Raw genomic sequence first — 24,671 nt, 5'->3', positions numbered from 1 at the left:
GCCCGTGCTCACGCAGCCGGCGCTTCAAGACCTCAACGCGTTCGATTCGAAAGTCTTTTGCAAGAGTGACAGCGTGATGCAATGCGGAGAACACGCAGTCATCGAAATGAGGCTTTGGTACCTGCGCGGCCGTGGTCATGTTACCGGGCGCGCCACGCAAGACGACGCCGGCGGTGTCAGGTATGAGGCAATCACTTCGCCTGCATCATTGATTTCAGTGAAGTCGATCTGATCGCCGGCTTTGCTATAGGCGGGATTCGAGCAACAGTGGGCGAACAACTCGCTCTTGGCCAGGTTGAACGCTTGAAGCGCCGAGGTCGCATGCGCGCACCAGGCAGGGCCCCGATCGGCGGGCTCTGCCTCTGCAAGGATCTCTACGACGAGCCTGGCAGCCGACGCAAGTCCAGCGAGAGATACTGACACGCCCCACGTATTGAGCATCCAACCCTCGGGCGCTTGACGCCCCAGGGAGTCGTATCCGAGCTTTGCTGCATGAAGAGCTTCGCTGAGACCCTGTTCTTCGGTCGAATTGTGTTCCATGGAATCTAGGTCCTCGTGGATGTGTGCGCCGAGGGGGCGCTGGAGGCGATCCGCTCCAGGTATTCAGTGGAGACTTCGTACAGCCGACTCGCCTTGAAGCGTCCGTGCTTTGGAAAATCGACGAACGGGTCTTGCGCGCCCATGCGGTAGCCAGCCACGGTACCCGTGACACCCTCGTACTTGCTGCCGTAGCAGTCGACCCCTCTCTGATTGAGCTTTACTGCCGACCCTTTCGCTAACCGCGGGGGACCTGTCAGTTTTCTGCGCGTGGTCATTTCGATCCTGCTGCGGCCGAACGGTCGCAGCCAGGCCCATTCGCTCGACGTGCTGCCGTTCCCAAGTCCAGGGCGATGCCATTGATGCTGAAACGCGGCATCTCGACCCTGTACGAGGGATGCTCGCAGCTTGGCTCCGGGGCGGCGCGCGCCGGCCGCAGGCTGTCCGTTTGATTCGCCGCCCCCGATTGGACCTTCACGATGGGCGAATACGTCGTGCGCAAGGGCGTAGCGTCCTGTGCGCTGACATGGAGAGGAATCATCGCGACGCAAAACAAAGCCGCGCGGAAGGTGACATAGTTCATGTTGGGCTTGCTCTTCAGAAGCTTCAGATGGTGTGGACGGCCATGCCGACCACAGGATGTTCGTCAGGGGTGTTGGCTGCCACCGTCAAAGCGATAGCGGCACCGTTGCGGAGCCTCTCGATCTCTTCGTCGCTGGGGCGCCAAAAGGAGGTCATCCAACCTTGGCCCTGGCCGTCCACCTCACAGATGACGGGCAGCGGCTCGCATGGACCGTCCGCATCGTTCCAGTCGGGGGGCGCAGGCAACGTTTGATTCGTGTTCGGATGCTTGATGATGTCCATGCTGGGGGCCCGATCCGCTCGAGATGCGGCACATTATCGGTGTCGGATAAATAAAACAGAACTAGACTATCAAAACCGATACATGAATTTCAAGACCCACTCTGTTCTGGAAATCCACTATGACATTTGCGGCATGGCTTGCTTCTACTGCGGCCGGCATCTGCGTCGGATGGATGTGCGTCGGCGCGTCGATTTGGCTTCGCCGGCGCATCCACATTCGTGCCAGCCGTCGTGCAATCTCGACGTCATGCTCGGAACGACTGCATCTCGCTGAGAACGGGATTTATCTCCTCAGCCAAGAGATCGATCACACCTGGGAGTTGATGCTGGGACAAGCAAGGAAAGGGCGTGGATTATCCGACATTTCGGTTGATCGCCTCGAGCTGGCTCGCAGGGTGGCGTATCTCCCGGTATGTGCTGAGTCCTATCGGATTCCTTTGACGTGCCTCGACAACCTACTCCACGATCCTGCCTGGACGCCCCCGCAGGATTACGATTGCGTTCCCTGCGGCATTGGGCGCCTACGTGAAGTCCTTGCGGACATCGGAAGAAGGGTAGATGAGGCCGCCGACCCAGTGATCCTCGAAGCCTGGAACAAACAAAAGCTCGAGAGCATCCTCAGCATTCCGCGACTTGTGCTTTCGTGTCGAGCATCAGATACAGAGTTCCAGGACGTGCATCGCGTCATTACTGCAGGCGACGATCCAGGCCGGCCAGTTGCGGCTCCAAACTGAGAAACAAAGGAGCTTGTCACTCGAATCTCGAAGATTTTGAGTGACAAGCCTCTGAAGATCAGCCTTTTCGCCGCCGTGCCGCATTCCCTCGCGTGTCCACGATCTCGTAGCCGGCCTTCTTCAGCGCTTCATTGAGAAAGGCAAATCCGACCTCGCTCCCCAGCCATTGAACGACCGTAGCAACGGCGGAAGCCTGAGCTTGCGTATGGTTCTCGACCAACCCAGACATGTAGGGGGCCACACCGGTGGGACGATGCATGTTCGCTTCTTCCCAGTCATTTGCGAGGGCGGCCTCGCGCTCGCGATCACGCCAATGAAGCTCTCGACGGGTGCGCTCGAAGCGCTCACCGCGATGCACGATATCCTCGGCCGGCACCACATACTGGCCAGCCTCTTCGCCTATCGGGGCTTTCTCGAGCAGGCGCGTGGTTAGCCCCAATCCAAGCGCGAGCCTGACCAAGGTGGCCACCGTCACATCCTGGTCCTGGTCTGGATCCTCTGCGCGGACAAGCGCCGCTCGACTGACGCCGGCCCGCTTAGCCAACTCAATCTGCGATAAGCCGCGGGCCTTCCGGATTGAGGAAAGACGGGTGGCCAGCGAATGCCGCACAGCATACGCGGCGTCCTCAATGTTGTCCTTAGTTGCCATGGCGGCTTCCTTCAAGAGGCACGACACGCAAACCCAGGTCTCGCGCTCGATCTGATGCGACGCCAGGTGTGCTGCAGCAGTCGATCCAGAACGAATGATCGCTTTGCAGTGCGATCGCGAAGGGTGGCGCTTCGCCGACCTCGTCCTGTGAAACGATCACGACTTCGCTCGCCTCTTCGAACACTCGAGCCATTTCAGCCCGCGTCTCTGGCTCAACCCTCGCGATGTGTTCCTTTTGAAGTTCTGTCAGCACAACAATTCCTGTCTCGTTTGCGATACACAATCCTAGCAAATGACTCACAATCGAGTCAATATAAGGTCAGGCCGGCTGGAGCCACCATTTCAAGGCGGGGTAGACGGGCAACTGGCGGAATGCGCCCACACGCTCGTTAATCGCGCAGAAGCCCGCATGCGACAAGCCGTTGATACCGACATAAGCGTTCGCCTGCAGTTGCTGGCGAACAAAGGCGCCATCGCCGTCGTATTCATCATCCATGATGATCAGTTCGTCCGCCAGGCCCAAGGCTTTGCCCGCCGCCCAGGCCCATGCGGTAGCTTCCGGGTCAGAAGCTTGCACCACCGCGCGGTAGAGAGGTCCGTCGGGGTCGCACTCTTCTTTCATGGCCAGATCAAGCATCTGCTGTTGGCCGCTAGAAATGTTCCCATCTAGCAATGATCGATAACGCTCAGGCACCGTAGCGCAATGGCCGGCTTCGTGCAGGAGGTTTGAGACAGGGCAGGCTGGGTCTACCTCGAGCGTGCCTGCTGTGATGCGAATATGCGGGATGAAGCCCGTTGCGCCTTCCCGCTCCGTGACGGTGAGTCCAATGGATCGAAGGAAGGCGATCGCGCTTTGCAGGGCACTGGACGTGCTACGTACGTTGGACATCAACGTTCACCCTTGGGGGCGCCATTGGTAAACCAATCGACAAGCATCTCGGTCCACAGGCCGGCATTATCAGCCCCGAACACAAGAGGCCACTGCTCCGGGTTTTTTGCATTCTGAGCTCGCCAGTGCGCGAAGAAAGCGTCGAGATCGGATCGAGCCTCCTTCTCGAAGTCGTCGATTGAAACGCTGCTATTTGACGTGATTGCCATGAGAGGGGGCTAAGTGTGGATATAGGTTGAACCATCCTAGCAAAGCCACCTAGCCGACTTCAATGCATCAAGGCCGACCAGAAGGCTTCAGACCCCATTGAATTGCGCCAAGGCCTTTCGCTATGCTGAGTACAGCCGCGGGCCGATGCCGCTTGGCGGCCAGAGGGAGAGGATCTTGATTCAGACTGAAAACCAACTCTTGAGCCGGATCCGTGAGGAAGGCTCCTATACGGACGTTCGCGCGCTCGAAGACGGAACGATCATCGGCATCGGCAATTTGCTGTTCACCAAAGCGATCTATATCGATCTGAGTGAAACGGGATGGGGACAGCGCTTCTGCTTCAAGGACGCCGAGCTTGCTTGGGGTGAGTACATGAAGCTGCGTTGTGGTGACGAAGAACCGAAAGGCTACATCGCCCGCCGTCCAGACTTTCCCTGCAATCGGCCTGATGTCGGCGCCAGGGCCGCGAAACCGCGCGATAAGCGATGACCATCCCAGTGAAACATCACCTGCGGCTCAAGAAGCCGTGCGGGAACTGTCCATTCAGAGTGGAGGGAGCGATCGACCTGGCGCCAGGCCGGCTGGACGGGATCATCGCCGGGCTGATCGAAAATGACCTCAGCACCTTCCAGTGTCATGCCACAGTCCATTGCGAGAAGGGTGGCGAATGGACCGAAGACGGCTACCGACCTTCTGGGCACGAGGCGATGTGCGCCGGCGCCGCGGCCTATCTTTGGAAGGTAGGGCGGCCGACGGTTGCCATGCGAATCGGCTTGGCAATCGGAGTTTGCTCGATTGAGGACTGGGAACGTAATGGCGCGATGATTATCTCACCTGAGAACAGCTCGGCCTCACATGGGTAGGCAACATCGCGGCAATGGTGCGATGCGGGTGCGTTAGCAAGGTGGTTTCGCGCTCGCACCCTTCAAACCCTGGATTGGAGAACCAGAAAACAAAAACGCCGGTCATCTCGAAAGAAGACCGGCGCTGCGCAAAGCACTGAGACTCGGCGACTTCACGCGTTTATCTTCTCTCGTTTGATCAGTAAGGTCAAGTGGCGTGCGCTCAATCTGCGCGCATATGAAAACGCCCCCGATGGGGGCGTTTCTCTTGCTTGCTTGGCTGAGCGTGTGCGGGGAAGAGGAGATGAAGGGAAAGCCCCCGCATCACGCCGGCCGGCGCCGATGCTTCAGATCTTCTCGATGGGAGAGCGGCAACTTCGGAATCGAACCATTTCACACCTTCCTTGCCCATTGGGCAGCTAGTTCGGGGCCTTGAGGCTCCCGGTTGATGAAAACTTTCTTGGCAAGTCGTGCGGGTTACCGGAACCCGCCGCTCGCCGGCCGGCGCCGAGGATGCTTCAGATTTCTACGTTGGCAGAGCGTCGACATCGCTTCATGTCACACCATTCCTTGCCATCTGGCAGTTCTTCGGGGCCTTGGCCCCGGGTTAAGAATTCGCGTCCCTAATTGGGACACCCCTATCGATGACATCCGAGCGGATTCAGATGGAAAGCCGGCGAAAGCTACTGGAACGCTCGAAAAGTCGACGAAAATTTCTTCGTCTATTCATCATGATTCATGCTACCAAAACCCTGTATGATTATTCAATACCAATTCCGATGAATTTCAAAAATGATTGAATTGCCATGCCTTAATTTGCCTTCGATCTATCACATCGGCTCGTTGCAGCGAGAGGACCGAGGGTCAAGGCATGCCACGTCCCAAGAGGGTGACTGCCTATCCGCCTCGCTGTGCCCGGAGACTTGGAATTACATCCTCAAGTTGGGCGGCCTTCCCTGGTGGGAGATGACACGTGCTGACGCATTGTTCGTCGACGCGCTTGCCGTGACAGAAGATACGTGGCAACACGTACGGCGCTGGGCTGAACAGCAGGGATTGATCGAGTACGTCGAACTCTATGAGGTCACCGTCGAAAACGCTGACACAGACGAGCCGATGACCTTTCTTTGCTGGACGAAAGAGGCGGCAGAAGCGGAGCTGGGGGAGGGAGGATCCATCAAACACGTGCCGCGCCAGCCCATCCTCTCGAGTGCAGGAGCCCAGCGCGCCATGCAAGGGGATGCACGACTGCAGAAAGCAGATGGTTTCATCCTCCAGTTCTTCGTCCAGGACGTGGTAAGGCAGCATATCCCGGAGATCGTCGGCGTTTACTACGATGATGATCTCAAGGAATTCATGCACATCGCACCGAGGATGGCCATCTTCCCTGACCAGGTCGGTTCGTTTGAATGCAAGATCGTGAGCCCCTCCTTTGTGCTCGACGACGACGAGTTGCTGCTCGGCATTCCTGAGCGGGTATGGCATTCAGTACCAATTGACGAGGGCGCGCGGCGCCCACGGATGGCCGCTTGATGGAATTGCTCGTGCCTCGAGCCGATCCAGTAGCCCACTGGTCACACAAGTCCTCCGGATACCGGCTGTCGGTGGGCCGAGGTGCCGGCGGCTTCAGCCTATACAACGTTTCGCGTGAAGCAGGGGCGGATACCAGATATCGCGACATTCTCCGGCTCGAGCCGGATTTGCAGCGGAACCTACCCTGGAGATCGATCGGCGGAAGCTGGCAGGTTCAGGCACGGCCTGCCGGCCGCGAAGTAATGGAGAGCCAGGCGGCCGCGGTGGTCTACAGGGTCAGGAAAAAGGCGGATGATCGTGTCGGCCTCAACCTGGGGTTCTTCCTCTGCCCGCAGGATGAGGGAAAGGGGATTGCCACAGCCATGGCCGCATTGCTGCTAGAGCACGCGTACGGCTGCTGTGGCCATGAGCTTGATTTTGTGTCAGTGACGACCCGCCAGACGAACGCCCGGGCCGTGGGTGTGGCAGCGCGGCTGGGCCTGTCTTCAAATCCCAGCGGGTCATTCGTTGCTGAGCTCGAGGAGGGGCCCGTGACCTATATTGGCTTTGAGGCGCCCCTCGGTCCTACGGTCAGCCGTCTCGGTTCATGGGTGCGCAAAGAGGTCGAGCCGGCCGACATCGTGGATCTGCTCGATGTTCGGCAGCCAGATAGCGCGGCGCAGTCTACGGTTGAGCGCATCCGCGCCGCGTAGCCGCGGATGCTGCACTGCGCCGCCTCACGAGTGCTAAGTCCCCAAGCCGGCCAGCGGCCGGTAAATCGTGAACCCTTGCGCTCGATGCCGGTTCGTATATGGGTAGGCAACAGAACCTCTGGGGCGGCGTTCGCCTTGCGCTTGGCTCTCGTTCTGCCTCATGTGATCGGCACAAAGGTAAGGGCACGTGTAGTCGACGTCGTCAAATACCTCGGGGGCGCTGTGCAGATAGATGTCGAACAAGCGGACTTCGAAGTTCGCCGCGGCCGCGCACCCGTCTACGGAGCATTTATGAGGTCCTGTGCTTGGTGGCGCGGAGGAAGATTTAAGCGCGGCCGCCAAAGCATGTTCATTGGAGTCGAGCACGCTAGCGATAACGCGGGTGGCCTGAGCATGAGGGACTCGATGTCCAAGCTCAGCAAGTGACTGGGTCAGCTTGCGCGCCATGGCGGTGCGCGAACTAGTCGAAAGGGTAATAGTGGACATTGCCTAATCTCCGTGGAGTCAGGGCCGCACAATTACGACAAGTGCCTCCGTTACCCGTCGACGGCCCGATGAAGATTGGCAGAAAGAAGGGGGATGGCAGGTCTTCCGTGCTCGGTATGAGCGGAGGCGGAAAGGGGCTAGCTGCCGGCGCGCTGCCATCATACCGACGGGGGCGCGCGAACTCAAGCCGGCATGGGCCGGCTCGTCGCTGCTGATCACGCGGAACCTATCCGCGAGGACGTACCGAAGTGTTCGCGACCGCTTCGATTTCGACCGCATGCCCATCAGGACCTGGTCGGAATCCAGCAGCTGCAAGTGCATCGAGGGAGGGGTAGAAAGTGAAGGAGCCGATTACCTCCCGTCCGTCGCCTTCTACGAGCGGTCCGCAAAGGTCGACGACATTGCCCGAGACGATGCAGGTAAGGCATGGGCCTGGCGCCGCGATGTCTCGGACAATGCCGTCTTCATCGACGAAGCAACCTTGGGTGAATTCTTTGTAAGGCATCAGGAATCCCTTTCTTGGAAAGCGGAAAGATGGCCGGCGGGGATTGGATCATGGAGATCCCGCCGGCAATGTCGAGCGCTCACCCCCTCGGGCGCGGACGCGGCGTTTGCTCGACGGAGTATGCGAGTTCCATCACCACAGAGCGGATCTGAGCATCGCTTGCGGAGAGCACCCAGTCCGCATAGTCCTCGGGGGTGGCGTGTGCGCCTTTGAGGTTTGCGATCAATTGGCCCAGAGCCTTACCCTCCAGTCCTGTGAGTTCCTGGATGAGTCGCCCATTGACCTTCCGACGCACGGATTGGTCACGCTCATGGCGCAGGCGCGCGGCGATTAGCGCCGCATCAAATGCGGGGAATAGCCGCTTCGCCTCCTGCAAAAATTGCGCGCGGATTTCCGTTTTGGCCGCCCAAGAGAACGACGGCGTGACCCGGCCTTCATCATCGAGCCATTTGAGGAATGCATTGTACGTGGGGCGTTTGCGATCTCGGGTGCGCGAGACGTTGTTGCGATTCTCCAGCTTGTAGATGTCCGGATGGAAGAACGGGCTGGTGATCACGTACTGGAAAATGTCTTCCAGGTTGCGGAATTCACCAGACAAGCCCCGTTCGTACGCCGCAGCGTCATAGCCCAACATTGAGAGCGCTTCCCCCCAGTCTCGGGTGACGGGAAGTTCTGCGATCACATGTTCTCCGTGTTGGCCCTCGCGTAGGGTGAAGAGCAGACCCAGATGACCGAGCTTCAATCCGGCTTTGTGAGCAACGCGCCCGAGGAGGTTACCCATGTCATTGAGGGCGAAGTACCGGTAGGCAAAATCGAAGGACTCGGCTGGAACCTTGATCAAGTCGACTTGGAACACGCCGCCCGGCTGTCGCATTCCAAAGCTGGTGACGTCGCCGTTCCTGACGAATTCGTTGGGAACGAGATCTTCACCGGCGAGCGCTGCTGCCCATGCTGCGGGGTCATATCCGGGACCACCTGCCACCAGCACATCCATGTCGCCGAAGTCGGCCTTGTCACGATACGACGGGATCACCGCCGCCCGGGCGGGAAAGCGGGCGCTGATTGCTTTGGCCAACTCGCCATACTGGGCAGCGGGAAGCCGGGTGGTCGGTACAGAGAGTGCATTGCCGCCCATAGGAAGTCCTTTTCGCGCTCGGTGCGCTTTGATTTTCAAATGTCCAATTTGTTAGCATGAATTATCGCTTCAATTGAGGAATACTGTCATGCCGGTTCAGGTCTTTTGTGACGGCTCGTGCCTGAAGAATCCTGGCGGTCCCGGGGCCTGGGCCGCCGTTATCATCTACCCCGATGGAGCCCGCATGCACATCGCGCAGCCTCACTCGGACACGACAAACAACCGCATGGAACTCTCCGCGGCCATCAACGGATTGCGCGCATTGGAAGGGGAGACGGGCGTCGTAGATCTGTTTGTCGACAGTCAGTACGTGCTGAGGGGCGCTACAGAATGGTTGCCAGGCTGGAAGAGGAACGGCTGGCGTACGCGGGAAGGGGGAGAGGTCAAGAACGTAGACTTGTGGATGGAGCTGGATGCGGCCATGCGCGAGCTACAGGTGCGATGGACATGGGTGCGTGGTCATGCAGGGCATGAAAACAACGAGCTGGCGGATCAGCTGGCAAAGGCAGCAGCCCGAACGCAAGAAGGCACGCAATTGTTTCTCCGACCCGATGATCCGATGCCGGAGGCGCCAGACGGAGCCGCCAAGCCGAAAAAGGGGCCCGTTGACCTGTGCGCCGGGTGGAGCGACGCGCAATTAGCCGCAGCGGTTCGCTTGGCTCTCGGCGAAGCAAACGGAAAGATTGTGCGTGTGCGTGAACGTCTGCGGGGCTAGCTTGCTACAGTCCACACCCCATTGAATCGACGCAATCCCGTTTGCTAGGATGGTTCATCGAAGTTTTGTAGCGCGTGACCCCAACAATGTCGAACCAAGCAAAGCGAGTGAACTGCACCATCCCCGCCGCACAGCAAAATCATCAGCCGACGATGAGTCAGGGCTCAACCTTTCTTCCGATGAAGCTCTCCCATCTGTTGCGCCGGCGGGATCATGACCACTTGGATGAACAGCGTCCTTCTGTGGTGTCGCTCATTCGCAGCTCTGTAGCGAGCGCCTTCGAAGCTGCCTCTGTCTGGGGCGTTGCACACCCCAGCTACTGGATCGATTTGACGAATCCGAACCAGATACTGATTCGCCACGCCAACCTGGATGCGCGAGTCCCTGAGGTTTTCGCCTCGCTCGACGAGGCACATGCAGGAATGGCCAAATTGTTGATGGGCGAGAAAGTCGGTAGCGAGGGTGATTTCGTCTATTTCGGCCAGCCGCTGATCTATTGCCGCGCGCGTACTGGCCAGCGTGGCGCCACGCTCCACTGAGAGGTAAGAATGACTCGATCCATTATCAATCGCACAATCGCCGGACTGGTTCTGACCGCAGCTGCTGTGACGAGCGCTTCGGCCGCTGGCCAGGCGCTTACCTGGGTACCCGTGAGCACCACTGCCGAATCCATCACCGGGCCGTTGGCATTCGACGGCAAGGTGATCCAATTCGAGGGCGGCGCTCGCCTGCAGCTGAAGGAAATTAAGCGTTGGGGTGTGACGACGCTCTATCAGGTCACACAGCCGACTAACCCGGTGCTACGCCACGGCAATTTCCTGTGCTCGGAAGATCTGATGCCGCGCTTCGTCGCATCGACCCTGCTCGACAACAGCTTGGTTATTTCTGTCATCGAAGGGGGTGTGGCGCCGGCGGCAGATGCCGAAGTGGACGAAGCGGCATGTGCCGAGTATCGATACGTTCGGCGCTGATTGGCTGAATTCCTGTATGTATAATCCCTAGGTTATTTTGCTAGGTGTCGTGTCATGAACACCCCGATTTCCGCCCCCCCCATGTTGCAGACTCCAATGCGGGATTTGCCTCGGGAGCAGCCCTGGGTGTTCGATCCACATCGAGGGTTGGATACACCGTTCCACGACCTCATCTCGAAGTTCGGGCACCATGTCATCATGGACCTGGACTACATCGTCTTGGAACCCCCGTTGAAAGCCGCCGTTCACGCGACGCGCGTCTTTCAGCACTATTCGGCACAAGTGGGCAGGGATGGTGAAACGCGAGGCGTCATGGAGCATTTCGCCACAGCGTTGCGCCCAAAGGCGGATCTGCTCGACGATGTGGGCCTGGTGCCTGAAGAAGCCGTTTTCCATGGATTTCGCCGACAGCAGCCGGCTTGAAAGAGGACAGCATAATGACCCAACCCACGGTCGCCGGCCATACCGCGCAGTTCGTGATTGCAATGGAAGAGCTTGCTGCAGCTGAAGAAGCATTCAAGTCGGGGCAGGTGGCGTCCGTGCCACACGCGAATGCGCGCGAGCGGCTTTTGATCGACGGCATCGTCGCGTTGGCTGGCATGCACGGTTTCACCATCGAACGTCCCACCTCTATCGATGCGCGCGGCGAGGTGGCGATTTTTGGTGCGCGGATCAACCAGATGGAGCGCCACAGCTATGGGCCGGCCTTCGCGGAGCTGCTCTCTACGATCCCGCGCCGCACCGGCACCCAGCCAACAATGGCCCCTGTGCTGGCGGAAAGCAACTGGTGCTGGGTCAACCATTTTGACTTGGCCGCGCTTCTGGTTGCGCAACATCGGGAGCACGTTGAAACCGTGAATCAACAAGTTCTCGCCCGGCGGAGCCGTCCGACGAACTGAATTCGATTGTTGAGTGAAAAGGCCGCATTAGCGGCCTTTTGCCTTTGTAGAACGCGTCGCGCACCATATTATTCTCCGATCTATACGTGCAAATCGGAGCATAAATGGTCGGCACCTCGATCGTCATCTTCGTTGTGCTGGGTGTCATCCTCGCGTTCGCGTGGATGTCGCGCAGCAAACTGGAAAGGTTTCTCTACTACATCAGCGGTTTTCAGCTGCGCGGCGACATTCAGGCTCATATAGCCCTGGGGACGCCGGTAGCGCCCGACGTGATGCGTACCAACGATGGGGACTTGGTGACCTATCTTCGCATCCGAGGGGCACGTCGACTGATCGGCCCGGCCGACTTTGATGCCATGGCGGATAAGGTCTCCGATCAGCTGCAGATCAAGCTCCAGGACGGGACCGGCCTGCAGCACAAAGTCACGGTGGGCTACCTCTCCGACCCCGTTGGCACCACGAACTTGATCACCGATCTTCTGCGCGGAGCGACGACCACCGCCCGACGAATGGGCGCGTCGGCAAATTCGAAGCTCTGGTTCGACGTTCGCGCGCAGTTTCTCAGCAAGCTCTGCAACGACGAGACGATCATCCTCGCGGTGTACACGCTCAAAACGGGTCTGAACCCGCAGGAGGCTGAGCGATATGCAGAGTGGACTCGAAAAGCGCAAGCGGATCTGACCAAAGACTTGGCCAGCGCCGTGCCGGGCACAGACATCAAGAGCGGTTCAGCCGCTGATCCGCTCTTCAACCAGGTGATCACCCCGATTTATCCCGTGCTGCTGTCCCGCCATGACGCCATGGTCGAGGATTTGGTCGCCTCGATTCAAAGCGAGGCCGCGGGTATCGGCATCATGGTCGACAAGATGAAAAACTCGGACGCGATGTACTGCCTGCGTCGATTCGTTGACGGCTCTGGCGTACCCGTGAACTGGCGGCCTGACATGTTCGGCGATCGCGCACCAACTGGATCGACGCTGCGCCGCACGGGAGACATCGGCAACATGATGCCGGCGTCCTTGGCGCGTCAGTTTTTCTCTGAGCCCATGAAAGAAGACTTCTCCAACTTCGAGGTGGTCGAGCGCGAAGGCATTTGGTACGGGTCTCTCAAGCTCGACGTCGCCCCCCACGAGGACCCAGCACCCGGCTTCTCTCACCTGGCATCCCGTCTGGGTAAGCGATTTCCTTATGCCACAAGCCTGGAGATCTCTCCCCAGGGCATGAAGCAGAAGCAAATGGATCAGCTTTTTGCTGGATTCTTTGGCGGCTTTGGCAGCCATAACCGCGCGCTGCGCGACGGGTGGGCCGAGCTCAAAAAGATGAGCGAAGCGGGCAAGTACGTCGCCGCGGCGCGGATGGTATGCACCACCTGGGCGGCTGACCGTGACACGCTTCAGGGTCAGATTTCGCTGCTGAAAATGGCGTTGCAAAGCTGGGGCGGCACGACGGTGAGCAACGAATCCGGATCGCCTTTGCACATGCTCCTGGCGACGGCGCCGTCGCTGTCGCGATACAACCCTGCGCCGTACATTCCCGGGCCGCTGAGCACCTTTGCTCGCATGATGCCGATCTATGAAGCCGCTTCCCCCTGGAATCAGGGTCAGCTGCTGCTGCGTACGATCCGCGGCAAGCCTTACCCGGTTGCCTTCGGAAGCCCGATTCAGGCGTTTTGGGGAACCCTCGTCTTTGCGCCCCCCGGCCGCGGCAAGTCGTTCCTGATGAACTGCTTGAACGCCGGCCTTCTCTTTTCGCCTGGCCTGTCGGACCTGCCCTACATCGTGATTATCGACAAGGGCATGTCCAGCGCCAACGTGATCGAAATGGCGCGCGGCATCTTGCCGCCTAGCCGCCGTCACCAAGCAATCTCGATCCGCCTGCGGAACACGGCGGAATACGCGATCAACATGTTCGACACGCAACTTGGGTTGGATGTGCCGACGGAGCGGGAGCGGGATTCGCAGGTGAACATGGTCACCTCGTTGTGCCCGGGGCTCGGGCCCGAAGGCACGAGATTTGTCGGCCAGGTCATCGACGCCGCCTACAAGAACCTTGGCCGCGCAAGCCTTTCGGCCAAACGGTGGCAACGTGCCCTTGATCCGGACATCACGGAAAAGCTGTTGAAGATGGGTATGGATCTGAGCGACGACGCGGCGCCGCGGATCTACGACGTGGTGGACGCGCTGTTCGACGCCGGCGACGTTCATGCTGCGGTGCAAGCGCAGCGCTACGCCGTACCGATTCTGGATGACCTGATTGCGGCCGCGCACACCGACAGCATTCAGGATCTGTATCGGAACACTCCTTCGGCTACCTCGGAGATGATCACGGCGGTTTTTCAGCGATCGATCACCACCGCTTCGCGCGAATACGCGCTGCTGTCCACCTACACCCGCTTCGACGTGGGCGATGCCCGGGTGATCTCGATCGACCTGGAAGAAGTGCTGGCCAGCGCTAGCTCCGAAGAAAGCCGCCGGCGCGCGGAAACCATGATCCTGTTCGCGCGGCAGCTGGGCGCCAAGAACTTCTTCCTCAAGTGGGATGAGGTGGCCAAGCAGGTGCCGGAGCGCTACCAGCGCTACCAATCCGCGCGGATCCAGGTCATGTGGGAAACCTTGAAATTCCTCGAGTACGACGAGTTTCACAACGCCCACGGCATGGAGAACGTGTTGCGTATGGTCAAGCAAGACTTCCGGGAAGGGCGGAAGTACAACGTGGTGCCCCTGCTGTCATCGCAGCTCTTCAGCGACTTTGACAAGGACTTGGTGCAGACGGCCAACAACTTCTTCGTCCTCGGCGTGGGTTCGGCAGAAGCGGCCAAGGAAATCCAAACGACGTTCGAGCTGTCGGACGCCGAGCGCCTGTCCATCCTGAACGACTGCTTGGGTCCTGGCCCGAAGGGCGCCCCCGTCTTTGCGATGTTCAAGACGGACAAGGGTACGGTCAGCCAGTTGCTCTACAACTCGGCCTCGAGCATGGAGCAGTGGGCATTCAACTCGTCCGCACTTGACGTGGCGGTCCGCAAGGTCGCTCAGCGCGAACTCGGTGACGACTATTGGCTCATGCTCAAAGGACTGTCCGACGTCTTCCCGGAAGGCACCGCGCGCTTCGAGATCGATCGTGTCCGCCAGGAAATGACTGGCGATGAGGAGGCGGATGAAGACGGTATCGCCGCCACCGTGGCCCGTCGAGCAGCCGCGAAGATTCTGGCGAACATCAACCAGAAGGCGGCGCAGGGAGAAGGGGTGATCTAGCCGCAGGCCAGGCGAGCCGACAAGGGTCCGGCGCGCCTGCTGCGCTCTATTCCTGATTTTGCAGGCATGAAATTTTCAATTTGACAAGTACTTTCTGCTGCAAGCCCCCCTTGAAGTGGTAATCACCGGATTGCTAGGCTGTTTATCTTTGTTACTTCTTCAAGGATGCACTGTATGACCGCTGTAGCACCGCTTGTCCCTGGCAAAGAAGATATTCAGCAAGACCAGGAGCTAGTCGCGCTTTCGGAAGCGATGCAGGAGCGTGATGAGGCAATTCGGCAGCTCGATCAAGCCAACCGCCAAGACCGTGCTCGGATGGTCGGATCCATCGCAGCGCTCATGAGCCAGTACGAGATTTCGCTAGTCGAACTCGAGGACAACCTGGCGCATCAACGGAAAAGAGGCACCCATGCTTAAACTTGACGCCCCCAGCCAACCGGGGCCGACCTTGTGCCTGGCGGTGATCGATGAAGTCGGGTCGTTTGCCACGAATCCAGACGACGAACTCAAGAGAGAGCTTCGTGACATCCCCGGCATTCCTAACGCTGATTTTCAGGTCATGGCCGCGGGAGTATTCGTGTTTAGCAAGCTGGTCGCCAACGTGAAGGCGTGGCGCCAAGGCGGCAAGCTTGGTCTGCCGGCAGATATCCCATCACTTGTTGCCGATGCCACGGTATCGGCAATGGATGCGGTGACGACGTGGTCAATCATTCCCCGCCCGTTCGAACTGGTGAGCGACGGGAGCGGCCAAACATCAATCCGACATTCCGAGTTAGGAACGATGCTTCCTGGCTGCTATGTCGACCAGACGGCCGCCTGCGCGGCACTCGCGCAGTTGCTGGTGGGCGGTGCGATCGAGGGCCTCGGAGACTTCCGTGTGCGCGGGCAAGCCATGACGCTCGACGCACCGTTGTCGTTGGATCAGCTACCCCCGTGGCCAGCTTTGGAGTTGCCCGGAGCAAGTGGATCATCCGACGTCGTAGATTTGACGTTTCAAGCCGGTTTCCCGCCGGTTACTCTGCAATTTCAGAGAGATCTGAAGGCAATGGAGGAGCGCTGGGTCTCATTACAGCAGGCAGTCAAGGAAACGGTTGAAGCTGGAACCGCCGCCCTTTGGCGCCGTGCCGAGCTCTTTGAATGGCCGAACCAAGCCGATGCTGAGCCCAATGAACATGCAGCCGCAGCGCTGGCGGGGCTCAGAAATCTCTACCCCGAGCTTCATGCGTTTTCGGACGCCCAGTTGTGTGGCCAGTACGATACCTACCAGCTGGTGTGCTGGGATGATTATCTGTGGGATGCGCGTCGGGAAGACGAATTTTTGCTCTTTCTGCTGGCCCAGGCCTTCGATGCTGATAAGGCCGGCCCGACAAGAGGTGACAGTTTTTCCATCCTGGAGAACGGACGCTGGATTGGCGCGGCGTTGCTGCAAGGGATTCCGCCAGAACAAGCCGTTGCGCTCTCCCGGGACGCAGAGGCGTACGGTCGAGCATTTCACAAGCTCTTATGGCGCGTGCGCACGGCAATGGGGTTTCTGCACCGCGTACCCAACGGACTGGTCGAGCCTTCGAAAATCAGCACCTTCCTCGACCTGGTGGCGGGGGCGCGTTCAAAGAACCCTACGTTCATCACGGCGACGCAAGATTTCTCCGACTTTGCGGAATTTGCCGGCACCGATCAGTAAGATCGTACGGTCCGCATCGCCTGACTGGCCGCGCCTTGAACGAACGCCTTTTCCTCGTCGGAAAGGCGTTCGTATCGGTTTTGGTCCAGCATAGGAAGCGGCCACTCCGGCGCGTTCACGTCCGGATAGACGCCGTCGGGCACTGCCATGATGGTCAGGCTGGCCTCCAATTCGGGATCGAACATTCTGAACGGGACATGAAACGCCAAGTGTGCCTTGATTTTCCCTGCGTCAGAAACGCCACGGACGCGCCAGTTGTTCACTGATTGCCGGCTCTCGTTGAGAACCAAGTGGATGTCGCTGGGCTCAACTGCGCAAGCACGCGCGGCGTCGAGCAAAACTTGGAAGCTAGGAGAGACTGGCGCGGACATGGTCGAAACATCTGTTTGGGGTTTGTACACAGACGTTTATTCTAGCTTTTTGGCATGGGAAAAGGAAAGGGCCCCACAGGGCCCTTTCGATCAGCTGATGAAGCCAGGCGTGCGCCCGCATTCCCAAACCGTCGTTGGGGAGCCGTGGTTGCCGTCGGTCACGGTGGCGGCGAACCAGTAATCGATCGGGGCGTTAGCCACGATGCGACGATCCAGCTTTCGGAACAAGAAGCCGATCGAGGTCGCCATGGAGTGATCGGATTCCGCCGGCAGCCCTACGGGCGTCAGGTCGGCATAACCCGAGCCCGTATCCCAGCTGTCATCATGTTGATCTTGCAACGGCTGAAGACCATGCCAGTCGTGTCCGCCAAAGTCCACGCGCGATGCGTTCATAAAAGCTATGGCGTCTCGGAAGACAGGCGAGCTGTGCATGTGTGGCAAGGCAAGATGCTCGATGCAGTGGGCCAGGAAATCTTCCTCGTACTTGAACGCTTGGCACGGGGCACGATCCTTGACGAAATCCTTGATGAAATTGACGAACCAGTAAGCTGCGCTGGCGACCTGGTCGCGACGCAGTGATGCGCCGGCGATCGATGCAATGCGATCGCGCACGGGGTCGTCGTTCAATACAAGCACGGCAGTGGGCTGCTTGATCAACTGGTCAAAGTCGACCTTGGCCTCCACGAAATCTTTGTACTGAAAGTAGCCGAGCGCGGACGAAACGATCTCGAGGTGCTGAGCACGGCTGAACGTAGAACGAAGGGGAGAAGTTTGATGCGCCTCGTAGGCGAGGCTTTTGATGAAAGCAGACATGCTAAGACTCCAAGTGTTGCCAGTAAATGGCATCAAAATTTTCGATTTCGGGTCGCAAATGCGAGGGCACTGTCACCCGCAAACGAAAACTGAGTCGTTGCATCGAGTGTGAATAAGCATCGGATGATCCCGATGCTGCCTTTTTTCAGAGTACCCAGATCTGGCGCTGGCGCGAGGTCAGGACTATATCGGGCATCGGAGACCGCCGTCAACCCCCGAAGGGATGCTGACGGCGTATTCAGTGGAAGTTCTTAGCTGTCATGCCGCCTTTTGTCGGGGGCGGACCGAACGTTCGATGTCATCGACGGGATCGGCGGCCAGCGGCGCCAGGTTCAGACCAAAGTCGGCGGGGGACTTGTTGGCCATCACAAGCTTTTCGTTCAGCGTGGCCATGTCGATGTGGACGCGCACGGTGCTGACCATGGTGCCGGCTGCTTTGAACGCGCCTGCGTCGATCGGGGTGATGGGAGCGTCAATGAACTCCAGCAGCTCCCTGAACTGCTTGTGCGCGCTGATCCCCGACGTCTGGAAGGCCGGACTCATGATGGCGCTGAGGCGGCCGGTAGGCTCGAGGAAGGAAAGGGCATGCTTGATGTGCGCCACATCCTGTCGCTGGCTAAAGGGCGGATTCATGCCGATAACGTCGAAGAGGCCGGTCTCTTCGGGAGTGACCTGCAGAAAGTCCTTCTCAATCACGGAAAAGCCCTTGGCCTCGAGTGCCTTGACGTTCTCGGGCCAGTTTTCGATAACGGTGACCTGTGCGCCGAGCGCGCGCGCTGGCGCCGCGATCGCTCCGTCGCCTGCCGAGGGCTCGAGGAACGTTTCGTACGGTTCGAGTTGAAGCTCTTCGAGCATGGCCTCGACTTCTGGCGGCTGTGTGGCGAAGAACTGCGTCTGCTTCTTTTCATTGACAGGCTGGCCAGTCTGCAAGCCCGCGACGAATGTGGCCAGGTGCTCTTCGGATCGGAAGTTGAAGCCCCCGCGCTGATACTTGCCTCCGGCCTTTTCCACCAGGCTCTTGATCGCAGCATACTCCGTCAACTGCTGGGCCGGCAGTTCCAGTCGGGCGCCGCGCGGCACCAGCATGGACGCTTGCTCGAGCACCGCGGCCGGGATACGGGAGCCCGCAGGAGCCGGCGTTGCCGCAGCTCGGCGTACGGTCGGCTTCTCGTCGTTGGCCTTCATGCCCTCACGCTCACGTAGCCGGCGCGCCATCGATTCGATCAGCTCCACCACCTGGTCTGGCGCCAACTCGCCGATGATTCTCGACCCCAAGATGCTCTGATAGCGGGCGAGGATGGTGCCCGATTCGAGCAGTTCCAGGAAATAGTCACGATCGAGGTCGTTGCCGTCGACCGAATACACCATACCGGCGTTGCGCATAACCTCCCGGAGCTCGGCCGTCACATCCACGCGGAAGTGCGGAAAGCGGTTCTCGTTGCTTGTGTTATGAAGCTGCGATCGGGGAATGTCAGCTCGGTTTTGGACGAGACTGAAATGCGGGTGCATCAGGAAGAGGCTGGCTCGGCTCGTGGACGGACGAGACACCGAGGAACCATGAACGGGGGAAACCGAGAGGGTTTCCAGCAGGGCGGTGATAGCAGCGGGGGAAAGCACTTGATGGGACATATCGACTCCAAGTAAAGATATGCCCAATTATCTAAGGTTTTGCAGGTTTGAACTTGATCGTAATAGCCTAAAATTAACCGTTCAGTGCAAGTGCAGCTGCGATTTCGGTAGCAAATTCACTGGCTTGGTTCATTTGGTCGCGAACAGCTGGATGGTCCACATCCACCCTGGAAGCCTCAACATCCATCACCAAGCAGAGGTGAGCTGCCGCACGCCGTCGCAGTTCTGCCTGGAGCTCACCAGGGAGGTCGAATCGCTCTTCGATAGCGCTGGCCAGGAGCCGAAGGTTTGCGGCCAGTTCTTCAGGGCTGGCGCCATCACTGGCCGAGGCAGTTGTTCGAACTCGGAACCGCCGCATTTGCTTGAACCAAGGGCGAATTTCGCTCATGGGATTGCCTTTTAACAACTGCCAAAAGAAACGTAAGTATGGCCGAAAACATTTTGAATTTCGCTGTAGCAACAAACGAATCCGGGCCCGCGCTGATGATTCCATACCGGCCCGGACGGGGCGCCCCCACGCGAATCCGATACGTGCAGGGCGCGATCATGTGGCGCGCTGAAGATGACGTGTCCGAGGTGATCGGACTGGGTCAGGAGTTGCCCAGCGTAGTTCTCGATCGTGTGCATGCCGGTCTCAGCTTGACCGTGTTCGAAGTCAACAGCGAAGGGGTCCCGGTGAAGGACTTCGTTCTTGAACTGAGCGAGTTCTCCGCGGATCTTGAAATCGCACGTGCTGCCGGCTGAATGGCTGCCTAAACCAGGCTATGGCGTCGCGCCTGGCCGAAAACTTTGAGGTCGATATGTCGAATCTGAAGGAACTCATCGCGCAAGTAAAGCGCAACACGCAGGAGCGTGATCAAGCCCAGCCCTGCGATGCTGCCAAAGCCTTCTTTGGCCACGGCAATGTGCGCATCGAGTCGACCGGAACTCCGGATAGCGCCTGGATGAAAGCGCTCGCCGTGTTTCGCCAGCGGGCGCGCGAGCTCGGTATGGCGGCTGCCATTGCTCTATCCACGCTCAGCGGCCCCGCGATTGCACAAGAAGTGGTCGATGCGCCAGTGTTTGCTGGTCCGTCGGGCCTAACAACGGCGCCCAACCAGGAGCGCTACGTGCGAGTGGGCAAGCTGCCGATCGACGATCTGCTGAAGATTCGCGATCGCATTGGTCTGAGCCAATCGTATGTGGCCGCCTATGCTCATCCGCCGCTGGCCAACGAGGTACTGCTCAGCCTGCCTCGCTACGAGTCGCAAGTGATCCAGATGGATCTTTGGGATGCCCTCGATCGCCTAGTGCGCTACGACGGTGATCCGTCGTGGGAGCGCGAGATCGATCGAGGTTACAAGTCTCCGGACGGCCTGGCCCTGGAGGAGTCAGTGCAACTCCTCGAGAAGCTCGTTACTCCGCTGCCGGCGGTGGTGGAGCGCCCTCGTTACGGACAAGGCTAAGAAAAACGGGATGGCATCCTAAAGCGCCATCCCGCCACATCTAGGTCAAGTCGTGACCCGTCCTGCCCTAGGTTGACACCTATGGGCCGGTATCCGTAGCAATTACGGACTGAGCACCCGATGAACTTCATCGGGTGTTTTGCATTGTAGGGATAGATGTGGGCGCTCGGTGTTGTAGATCTGGACAGACTGCCTGACCATGAGTCTGGCTTGGGCCAGATCAGCGGGTCTTTGGAGCAACAGCTCTCCCTTCAGGATTCCGTTGACCCGCTCGGCCAAGGCATTCTGGTAGCAGTCGTAGCCGTCGGTCATCGAGCAACGGATACCATGTCGGGCATGCAGGCGTTGGTAATACGTCGAGCAGTACTGGATGCCTCGATCCGAGTGGTGCACCAGCGGTTGGTTTGAACGCCGCGAGCGCAACGCCATCTCCAGCGCGCGGCGCACCCCTTCGGTCTGCAGATTCTCCGCTACGTGGTAGCCCACGATCTTGCGCGAGTAGGCGTCGGTCACCAGGCTCAAGTAGGTGCACCGCTGGGCGGTCGGCAGGTAGGTGATGTCAGCTACCCAGACCTGCTCGGGACCGGTCGCCACCACCTGGCCTTGACCCGCCTTGAGCAGGTTCGGGTGGCGCCAGAAGCGGTGATGGCTGTCCGTGGTCTTGTGATACGCCCGGTGCGGTCTGACTAGCATCCGGGCGCTACGCAGGATGTCGAACAGCGCATCGCGCCCCACCTTGATCCCCGCCTCGCGCAGCGGCTGGCGCAACACGTGATGCAGCTTGCGCGTGCCCAGCTTCGGTTGCCGTACCCGCAACGCTGTCACCATCGACACGACTTGGCACGCCTGCTGCTGGCGCTCTCGCTCCCTGTGCCTGCCCTTGTAGTAGGCCTGGCGGCTGTGACCCATGTAGCGGCAAGCCCTCGCCACGCTCAACCCTTGGACGAGCTTTTGCGTGAGGACTTGCCCGAAGGCTTTTTTACGACGCGCACCCCGTAGTCCTTCTCCAGCACGTTGACCACGGCCTCGAACAACTGCGCCTTCTCCCGCGCCTCCTTGAGCTGAACCTCCAACTCCTTGATCCGCTGCTCGGGCGTGAGCCCCTTGCCCTGACGATCCATATCCACTCCTCTGACCGTCGGCAGGCTCCAGCCACTCCAGCCCGGGCGACCATGCTTGCGCAGCCACACCAGCACCGTCGACCGACCTTGAATCCCATAGCGACGCTGCGCCTCTTTGTACGTCAGCTCGCCTTTTTCCACCTGCTCGACCACTGACAGTTTAAAAGCCAGACTGTAGTCACGCTGCGTCCGCTTGATCCTTGATTCCAATTGACTCTCCTTTTTTCTCTCAAAAAGGTGTCAACCAAATTCAGGACGGGTCAACGCAAGGAAAAAGGCCGCAATGCGGCCTTTTCGTTATCCTGAGCGCCGCGGAGCTTCTTATGGCTCCGGCCTGTAGGCCATAAGGACACATGCTTTCCACGGCGAAGGAGCCTTCGCAATAACGTGTGCGCCCCCAACCAGGGCGCGACACGTATACCCCGAAAACACGTCGCCCTCAACAGTTACCGCGCCCTCTGGTGACATTCCACGCTGAGAAAGAAGGCGCAAAGCCACGCCTGGGGCTTCTTTCTCGGCTTCGAGCTGTTTTGTGATTCTCACCCCCAGCGTGGCGCAAGCCAAGCACAAAGAGGCAATAGCCAAGGCAAGCGGAATTCTACGGGTGATGTACTGCATGGCGGACATCTTGCATCTCCCAAATCATTCAGCGGGCACCAGGATATGCGGGATGAACCGTTCGTTCTGGAGGTCTAGGACCGGAGCGTCAAACTCGCGGATGCAAAGCGTCGCAGCCGTGGCCAACCGCGCGTTGGCTTTCGCCGCCATCCACATCCCCAGGATGAAGTTATTTCGACCTTCAACCTGCCCTGGCGCGCAATACTGCTGATACACCCGCGGTCCGTCAGGGTACAGTCCGTCGCTCTCATGCTTCAGCGATCCGCCCTCATCAAAAATTTGAATGTTTGAGGAGAGGCGGCCCAGCATGGGTTTGGCGACATAAGGCCTCCCCGCATCGATGAACCTTTTGGGCGAAAGGTAGGTCGGCAAATGAGGCACATGACCCCAAGCCGACCTGAAGTCGGCGTCCGTCTCGAGGAGATGAGTCACGTAAGCCAACATGCCCTTGTTCGAGATGAACCAGCGCCACGCCGGCTCCAACACCGCGACGTTGTTGGCCCAAGAGCGCCAGGTCTTGAACGCCTCCGGGAAGGTCATGACCATGTCCTCCCAAGGCAACAGGATGAATACGCCGTCCAGTGACGTACCGGTTGCCGACACCTGGAATGGCTTGGACGGTGCAGAGTGCTCGAATCCCAGATCATCCAAATCGAGCAGCTGGCAGGTGGCCACCTCGCCGATCACCTGGGAGAGAGTCTCGCAAGTCGCGAGGTCTTCGACCTGTTCGGTAGCGCAGACAACGGCGTACTGACGCTGGGGACGCAGCCCTTGGGCCTTAAGCATTTCGCGCACGGCAAAGTACCAATCGTTGAATTGGCGCTCCGATGAGCCGGTGGCCGATACAGTCAGGCGATTCTGCAGGTTGATGGACTCGCAGAGCATGACAGGCGTATCCCCGTTGAACTCATAGATGCCCGTCACACGTTCGGTCTCGGGATCTACAGCGGCATCAAACCGGCCGTACAGGGTCTGACCAATCATTCCGCGCGCATTAAACGTGTGTTCCGCATACGGGATGAAGTTGTGCCCATGCTCGCGGATCATCTCGCAGTCGAAAAAGCTGTAGATGTCGGCGGGCGTCTGGAACAGCCTCTGTGCCGCCGCGACATACATCGCATAGGCATCCGTGAAGGTGTCCCGAAGCGAGTCGTAATTGGCGTCCTTGATCGTATAGAACGGCATCGATTGCTGATTCGAGGTAAAGAACGAAAACAGGTCGGAGACGTCCTGGCGCAGCACGTTCAGATCTGTGTACGACGCTTTCATGAAAGGCAGCTCCTCCATGATCGCATCCAGCGACAGATCGGTGGGATGGAAAACTGCTTTCATCACGAACCTGCGCTGTAACCACCGGCGCGGGCCGAGGGGGTGGAGGAGCGGAAGGCGCCTGAGCTATGCGTGGAGACCGAGGGGCGCGACGACGAACTGGAGGCGCTAGGAAGGCCCTGTGCGGCGCGCGCCATGGCGGAGGCGCCGGCGGGGTTCTGTGCCGCATAGGACCGATTCCTCTGCATGGCTGCAGATGCATGCGCGCCGGTTGCCAGGTTGCGGGAACGGCGCTGGTCTTCCGGGGACTGTCCCGTGACTTTCGAGGCTGGAGGATGGCTGTTCGCGTAGTTGCTGACGCCCCCGCTGCTGAGCATATGACCGATGAGCATGCCCAACATGATGTTGCCGGCCGAAAAGCTGCTTGTCGTGGCAGTCGATTCGCTTTCGCGCTGCTGGACCACGTGGACCACACGATTGCCCTCGGCATCGGTGCCGTAGTAAAGGTCTTTGACCGTAGGATCGGCCGCTTGCAGGCGCGCGAGCTCGGCTTTCAGTTCCACCTCGTCGTTGGCCAACTGGCTGCGAGTGAGTGTCTTCGCGTTCGCGTCGGCCTCGTCGAACGGATTGGGCGCAAGCGTGGGCGGCGCTGCGCTGGTTTTGGTGGGAAGAGGTTCCTGGTCAGCTCTGCTGCATGCCGACAGGAGGGCGACCATCGTCGTGGTCGCGAGTGTCACCTTGGCGAGGCGGTGTGTGCGCATTGTGTCCTCTTTTCAAATGATAGATGTATGATAGTAAAACTAACTAATAAA

30 protein-coding genes are annotated in these 24,671 nt (G+C 59.2%); 15 read left to right on the top strand and 15 right to left on the bottom strand.

Features of this window, described 5'->3' with window-relative positions; genetic code table 11:
* Positions 1–135: 135 nt before the first annotated feature.
* From AC1HFW_RS32535 to AC1HFW_RS32525, 3 genes are all read right to left on the bottom strand, one after another.
* On the bottom strand, positions 136–540 hold the full coding sequence (locus AC1HFW_RS32535; protein WP_479286846.1) for a hypothetical protein: 405 nt from the start codon (positions 538–540) through the stop codon (positions 136–138).
* 271 nt (positions 541–811) lie between these two features.
* Positions 812–1,120, bottom strand: a complete 309-nt coding sequence (locus AC1HFW_RS32530; RefSeq protein ID WP_479286844.1) for a hypothetical protein — start codon at positions 1,118–1,120, stop codon at positions 812–814.
* A 23-nt stretch (positions 1,121–1,143) separates the two neighbouring features.
* Positions 1,144–1,401, bottom strand: coding sequence for a hypothetical protein (locus AC1HFW_RS32525; protein WP_054432537.1), 258 nt, complete (start codon positions 1,399–1,401; stop codon positions 1,144–1,146).
* A gap of 119 nt (positions 1,402–1,520) precedes the next feature.
* On the opposite strand from AC1HFW_RS32525, the gene AC1HFW_RS32520 reads away from it, so the two are divergent.
* On the top strand, positions 1,521–2,135 hold the full coding sequence (locus AC1HFW_RS32520) for a hypothetical protein (protein ID WP_479286842.1): 615 nt from the start codon (positions 1,521–1,523) through the stop codon (positions 2,133–2,135).
* A gap of 58 nt (positions 2,136–2,193) precedes the next feature.
* Here AC1HFW_RS32520 and AC1HFW_RS32515 read toward each other — a convergent pair whose 3' ends face one another.
* From AC1HFW_RS32515 to AC1HFW_RS32500, 4 genes are all read right to left on the bottom strand, one after another.
* Positions 2,194–2,784 carry a helix-turn-helix domain-containing protein gene (locus AC1HFW_RS32515; protein ID WP_054432536.1) on the bottom strand — a complete coding sequence of 197 codons (591 nt, stop codon included), beginning with the start codon at positions 2,782–2,784 and terminating at the stop codon, positions 2,194–2,196.
* Positions 2,774–3,037, bottom strand: a complete 264-nt coding sequence (locus AC1HFW_RS32510; protein ID WP_156350211.1) for a hypothetical protein — start codon at positions 3,035–3,037, stop codon at positions 2,774–2,776. Before AC1HFW_RS32510 ends, AC1HFW_RS32515 begins: the two co-directional genes overlap by 11 nt.
* Before the next feature lie 66 nt (positions 3,038–3,103).
* Complete coding sequence (locus AC1HFW_RS32505) at positions 3,104–3,673, bottom strand: hypothetical protein (protein ID WP_054432535.1); 570 nt, start codon at positions 3,671–3,673, stop codon at positions 3,104–3,106.
* Positions 3,673–3,882 (bottom strand): hypothetical protein, encoded by a 210-nt coding sequence (locus tag AC1HFW_RS32500; protein WP_479286839.1) that lies wholly within the window; start codon positions 3,880–3,882, stop codon positions 3,673–3,675. The genes AC1HFW_RS32505 and AC1HFW_RS32500 overlap by 1 nt, the downstream gene beginning before the upstream one ends.
* Positions 3,883–4,057: 175 nt before the next feature.
* On the opposite strand from AC1HFW_RS32500, the gene AC1HFW_RS32495 reads away from it, so the two are divergent.
* The 4 genes from AC1HFW_RS32495 to AC1HFW_RS32480 all read left to right on the top strand — a co-directional run bounded on the left by AC1HFW_RS32495 (position 4,058) and on the right by AC1HFW_RS32480 (position 6,950).
* Positions 4,058–4,372, top strand: a complete 315-nt coding sequence (locus tag AC1HFW_RS32495; RefSeq protein WP_479286838.1) for a hypothetical protein — start codon at positions 4,058–4,060, stop codon at positions 4,370–4,372.
* Positions 4,369–4,746, top strand: a complete 378-nt coding sequence (locus AC1HFW_RS32490; RefSeq protein ID WP_479286836.1) for a hypothetical protein — start codon at positions 4,369–4,371, stop codon at positions 4,744–4,746. The genes AC1HFW_RS32495 and AC1HFW_RS32490 overlap by 4 nt, the downstream gene beginning before the upstream one ends.
* Positions 4,747–5,517: 771 nt before the next feature.
* Positions 5,518–6,258, top strand: coding sequence for a hypothetical protein (locus tag AC1HFW_RS32485; protein ID WP_479286835.1), 741 nt, complete (start codon positions 5,518–5,520; stop codon positions 6,256–6,258).
* Positions 6,258–6,950 carry a GNAT family N-acetyltransferase gene (locus tag AC1HFW_RS32480; RefSeq protein ID WP_156350208.1) on the top strand — a complete coding sequence of 231 codons (693 nt, stop codon included), beginning with the start codon at positions 6,258–6,260 and terminating at the stop codon, positions 6,948–6,950. The genes AC1HFW_RS32485 and AC1HFW_RS32480 overlap by 1 nt, the downstream gene beginning before the upstream one ends.
* Positions 6,951–8,020: 1,070 nt before the next feature.
* Here AC1HFW_RS32480 and AC1HFW_RS32475 read toward each other — a convergent pair.
* Positions 8,021–9,076 carry a hypothetical protein gene (locus AC1HFW_RS32475; protein WP_479286833.1) on the bottom strand — a complete coding sequence of 352 codons (1,056 nt, stop codon included), beginning with the start codon at positions 9,074–9,076 and terminating at the stop codon, positions 8,021–8,023.
* Between the two features lie 88 nt (positions 9,077–9,164).
* Between AC1HFW_RS32475 and rnhA the strand changes: the two genes are divergently transcribed.
* The 8 genes from rnhA to AC1HFW_RS32435 all read left to right on the top strand — a co-directional run bounded on the left by rnhA (position 9,165) and on the right by AC1HFW_RS32435 (position 16,593).
* Positions 9,165–9,791 carry a ribonuclease HI gene (rnhA, locus tag AC1HFW_RS32470; RefSeq protein ID WP_082404597.1) on the top strand — a complete coding sequence of 209 codons (627 nt, stop codon included), beginning with the start codon at positions 9,165–9,167 and terminating at the stop codon, positions 9,789–9,791.
* A gap of 107 nt (positions 9,792–9,898) precedes the next feature.
* Positions 9,899–10,330: a hypothetical protein gene (locus AC1HFW_RS32465; RefSeq protein WP_156350206.1), complete on the top strand. Its 432-nt coding sequence runs from the start codon at positions 9,899–9,901 to the stop codon at positions 10,328–10,330.
* Between the two features lie 9 nt (positions 10,331–10,339).
* Complete coding sequence (locus AC1HFW_RS32460) at positions 10,340–10,762, top strand: hypothetical protein (RefSeq protein WP_479286831.1); 423 nt, start codon at positions 10,340–10,342, stop codon at positions 10,760–10,762.
* A 54-nt stretch (positions 10,763–10,816) separates the two neighbouring features.
* Complete coding sequence (locus AC1HFW_RS32455) at positions 10,817–11,185, top strand: hypothetical protein (protein ID WP_479286829.1); 369 nt, start codon at positions 10,817–10,819, stop codon at positions 11,183–11,185.
* 14 nt (positions 11,186–11,199) lie between these two features.
* Complete coding sequence (locus tag AC1HFW_RS32450) at positions 11,200–11,661, top strand: hypothetical protein (protein ID WP_479286827.1); 462 nt, start codon at positions 11,200–11,202, stop codon at positions 11,659–11,661.
* 104 nt (positions 11,662–11,765) lie between these two features.
* Positions 11,766–14,912: a hypothetical protein gene (locus AC1HFW_RS32445; RefSeq protein WP_479286825.1), complete on the top strand. Its 3,147-nt coding sequence runs from the start codon at positions 11,766–11,768 to the stop codon at positions 14,910–14,912.
* A 174-nt stretch (positions 14,913–15,086) separates the two neighbouring features.
* On the top strand, positions 15,087–15,329 hold the full coding sequence (locus AC1HFW_RS32440) for a hypothetical protein (RefSeq protein ID WP_054432524.1): 243 nt from the start codon (positions 15,087–15,089) through the stop codon (positions 15,327–15,329).
* On the top strand, positions 15,322–16,593 hold the full coding sequence (locus AC1HFW_RS32435) for a hypothetical protein (RefSeq protein ID WP_479286823.1): 1,272 nt from the start codon (positions 15,322–15,324) through the stop codon (positions 16,591–16,593). The genes AC1HFW_RS32440 and AC1HFW_RS32435 overlap by 8 nt, the downstream gene beginning before the upstream one ends.
* Here AC1HFW_RS32435 and AC1HFW_RS32430 read toward each other — a convergent pair.
* The 4 genes from AC1HFW_RS32430 to AC1HFW_RS32415 all read right to left on the bottom strand — a co-directional run bounded on the left by AC1HFW_RS32430 (position 16,587) and on the right by AC1HFW_RS32415 (position 19,794).
* Positions 16,587–16,994 (bottom strand): hypothetical protein, encoded by a 408-nt coding sequence (locus tag AC1HFW_RS32430; protein WP_479286821.1) that lies wholly within the window; start codon positions 16,992–16,994, stop codon positions 16,587–16,589. The two genes, AC1HFW_RS32435 and AC1HFW_RS32430, sit on opposite strands and share 7 nt — an antisense overlap.
* Before the next feature lie 60 nt (positions 16,995–17,054).
* Positions 17,055–17,777: a hypothetical protein gene (locus AC1HFW_RS32425; RefSeq protein ID WP_479286820.1), complete on the bottom strand. Its 723-nt coding sequence runs from the start codon at positions 17,775–17,777 to the stop codon at positions 17,055–17,057.
* Between the two features lie 258 nt (positions 17,778–18,035).
* Positions 18,036–19,406, bottom strand: a complete 1,371-nt coding sequence (locus AC1HFW_RS32420) for a DNA methyltransferase family protein (protein WP_479286818.1) — start codon at positions 19,404–19,406, stop codon at positions 18,036–18,038.
* Positions 19,407–19,479: 73 nt separating this feature from the next.
* Positions 19,480–19,794 (bottom strand): hypothetical protein, encoded by a 315-nt coding sequence (locus AC1HFW_RS32415; protein ID WP_479286816.1) that lies wholly within the window; start codon positions 19,792–19,794, stop codon positions 19,480–19,482.
* Between the two features lie 38 nt (positions 19,795–19,832).
* On the opposite strand from AC1HFW_RS32415, the gene AC1HFW_RS32410 reads away from it, so the two are divergent.
* Both AC1HFW_RS32410 and AC1HFW_RS32405 read left to right on the top strand, forming a co-directional pair.
* Positions 19,833–20,150: a hypothetical protein gene (locus AC1HFW_RS32410; protein WP_479286815.1), complete on the top strand. Its 318-nt coding sequence runs from the start codon at positions 19,833–19,835 to the stop codon at positions 20,148–20,150.
* Positions 20,151–20,170: 20 nt separating this feature from the next.
* The gene (locus AC1HFW_RS32405; RefSeq protein ID WP_479286813.1) at positions 20,171–20,851 is read left to right on the top strand and encodes a hypothetical protein; all 681 of its coding nucleotides are present in this window, start codon (positions 20,171–20,173) and stop codon (positions 20,849–20,851) included.
* Positions 20,852–20,953: 102 nt separating this feature from the next.
* Here the strand turns inward: AC1HFW_RS32405 and AC1HFW_RS32400 are convergent.
* The 3 genes from AC1HFW_RS32400 to AC1HFW_RS32390 all read right to left on the bottom strand — a co-directional run bounded on the left by AC1HFW_RS32400 (position 20,954) and on the right by AC1HFW_RS32390 (position 24,620).
* Positions 20,954–22,182, bottom strand: a protein-coding gene (locus AC1HFW_RS32400) for an IS3 family transposase (RefSeq protein ID WP_479286325.1) whose coding sequence is annotated in 2 segments (ribosomal slippage) — positions 20,954–21,832 and positions 21,835–22,182 — 1,227 coding nt in all. Because the reading frame shifts where the segments join, the coding sequence is not laid out codon by codon here.
* Between the two features lie 432 nt (positions 22,183–22,614).
* Positions 22,615–23,922 carry a glutathionylspermidine synthase family protein gene (locus tag AC1HFW_RS32395; RefSeq protein WP_479286811.1) on the bottom strand — a complete coding sequence of 436 codons (1,308 nt, stop codon included), beginning with the start codon at positions 23,920–23,922 and terminating at the stop codon, positions 22,615–22,617.
* Positions 23,922–24,620 (bottom strand): hypothetical protein, encoded by a 699-nt coding sequence (locus tag AC1HFW_RS32390; protein ID WP_479286810.1) that lies wholly within the window; start codon positions 24,618–24,620, stop codon positions 23,922–23,924. The genes AC1HFW_RS32395 and AC1HFW_RS32390 overlap by 1 nt, the downstream gene beginning before the upstream one ends.
* Positions 24,621–24,671: the final 51 nt, after the last annotated feature.

It is taken from the genome of Achromobacter sp. ISS7, assembly GCF_056523125.1.
Note: the sequence above shows the minus strand (reverse complement) of the source record. Positions and strands in the feature narration are given on the sequence as shown.

Coding starts and splice junctions, on each gene's coding strand:
- AC1HFW_RS32405 (WP_479286813.1), top strand. CDS start 20,171: ATGGCGTCGCGCCTGGCCGAAAACTTTGAGGTCGATATGTCGAATCTG.
- AC1HFW_RS32460 (WP_479286831.1), top strand. CDS start 10,340: ATGACTCGATCCATTATCAATCGCACAATCGCCGGACTGGTTCTGACC.
- AC1HFW_RS32505 (WP_054432535.1), bottom strand. CDS start 3,673: ATGTCCAACGTACGTAGCACGTCCAGTGCCCTGCAAAGCGCGATCGCC.
- AC1HFW_RS32425 (WP_479286820.1), bottom strand. CDS start 17,777: ATGTCTGCTTTCATCAAAAGCCTCGCCTACGAGGCGCATCAAACTTCT.
- AC1HFW_RS32415 (WP_479286816.1), bottom strand. CDS start 19,794: ATGAGCGAAATTCGCCCTTGGTTCAAGCAAATGCGGCGGTTCCGAGTT.
- AC1HFW_RS32475 (WP_479286833.1), bottom strand. CDS start 9,076: ATGGGCGGCAATGCACTCTCTGTACCGACCACCCGGCTTCCCGCTGCC.
- rnhA (WP_082404597.1), top strand. CDS start 9,165: ATGCCGGTTCAGGTCTTTTGTGACGGCTCGTGCCTGAAGAATCCTGGC.
- AC1HFW_RS32485 (WP_479286835.1), top strand. CDS start 5,518: ATGATTGAATTGCCATGCCTTAATTTGCCTTCGATCTATCACATCGGC.
- AC1HFW_RS32455 (WP_479286829.1), top strand. CDS start 10,817: ATGAACACCCCGATTTCCGCCCCCCCCATGTTGCAGACTCCAATGCGG.
- AC1HFW_RS32390 (WP_479286810.1), bottom strand. CDS start 24,620: ATGCGCACACACCGCCTCGCCAAGGTGACACTCGCGACCACGACGATG.
- AC1HFW_RS32395 (WP_479286811.1), bottom strand. CDS start 23,922: ATGAAAGCAGTTTTCCATCCCACCGATCTGTCGCTGGATGCGATCATG.
- AC1HFW_RS32535 (WP_479286846.1), bottom strand. CDS start 540: ATGGAACACAATTCGACCGAAGAACAGGGTCTCAGCGAAGCTCTTCAT.
- AC1HFW_RS32435 (WP_479286823.1), top strand. CDS start 15,322: ATGCTTAAACTTGACGCCCCCAGCCAACCGGGGCCGACCTTGTGCCTG.
- AC1HFW_RS32440 (WP_054432524.1), top strand. CDS start 15,087: ATGACCGCTGTAGCACCGCTTGTCCCTGGCAAAGAAGATATTCAGCAA.
- AC1HFW_RS32480 (WP_156350208.1), top strand. CDS start 6,258: ATGGAATTGCTCGTGCCTCGAGCCGATCCAGTAGCCCACTGGTCACAC.
- AC1HFW_RS32420 (WP_479286818.1), bottom strand. CDS start 19,406: ATGTCCCATCAAGTGCTTTCCCCCGCTGCTATCACCGCCCTGCTGGAA.
- AC1HFW_RS32410 (WP_479286815.1), top strand. CDS start 19,833: ATGGCCGAAAACATTTTGAATTTCGCTGTAGCAACAAACGAATCCGGG.
- AC1HFW_RS32515 (WP_054432536.1), bottom strand. CDS start 2,784: ATGGCAACTAAGGACAACATTGAGGACGCCGCGTATGCTGTGCGGCAT.
- AC1HFW_RS32490 (WP_479286836.1), top strand. CDS start 4,369: ATGACCATCCCAGTGAAACATCACCTGCGGCTCAAGAAGCCGTGCGGG.
- AC1HFW_RS32525 (WP_054432537.1), bottom strand. CDS start 1,401: ATGGACATCATCAAGCATCCGAACACGAATCAAACGTTGCCTGCGCCC.
- AC1HFW_RS32500 (WP_479286839.1), bottom strand. CDS start 3,882: ATGGCAATCACGTCAAATAGCAGCGTTTCAATCGACGACTTCGAGAAG.
- AC1HFW_RS32530 (WP_479286844.1), bottom strand. CDS start 1,120: ATGAACTATGTCACCTTCCGCGCGGCTTTGTTTTGCGTCGCGATGATT.
- AC1HFW_RS32445 (WP_479286825.1), top strand. CDS start 11,766: ATGGTCGGCACCTCGATCGTCATCTTCGTTGTGCTGGGTGTCATCCTC.
- AC1HFW_RS32450 (WP_479286827.1), top strand. CDS start 11,200: ATGACCCAACCCACGGTCGCCGGCCATACCGCGCAGTTCGTGATTGCA.
- AC1HFW_RS32520 (WP_479286842.1), top strand. CDS start 1,521: ATGACATTTGCGGCATGGCTTGCTTCTACTGCGGCCGGCATCTGCGTC.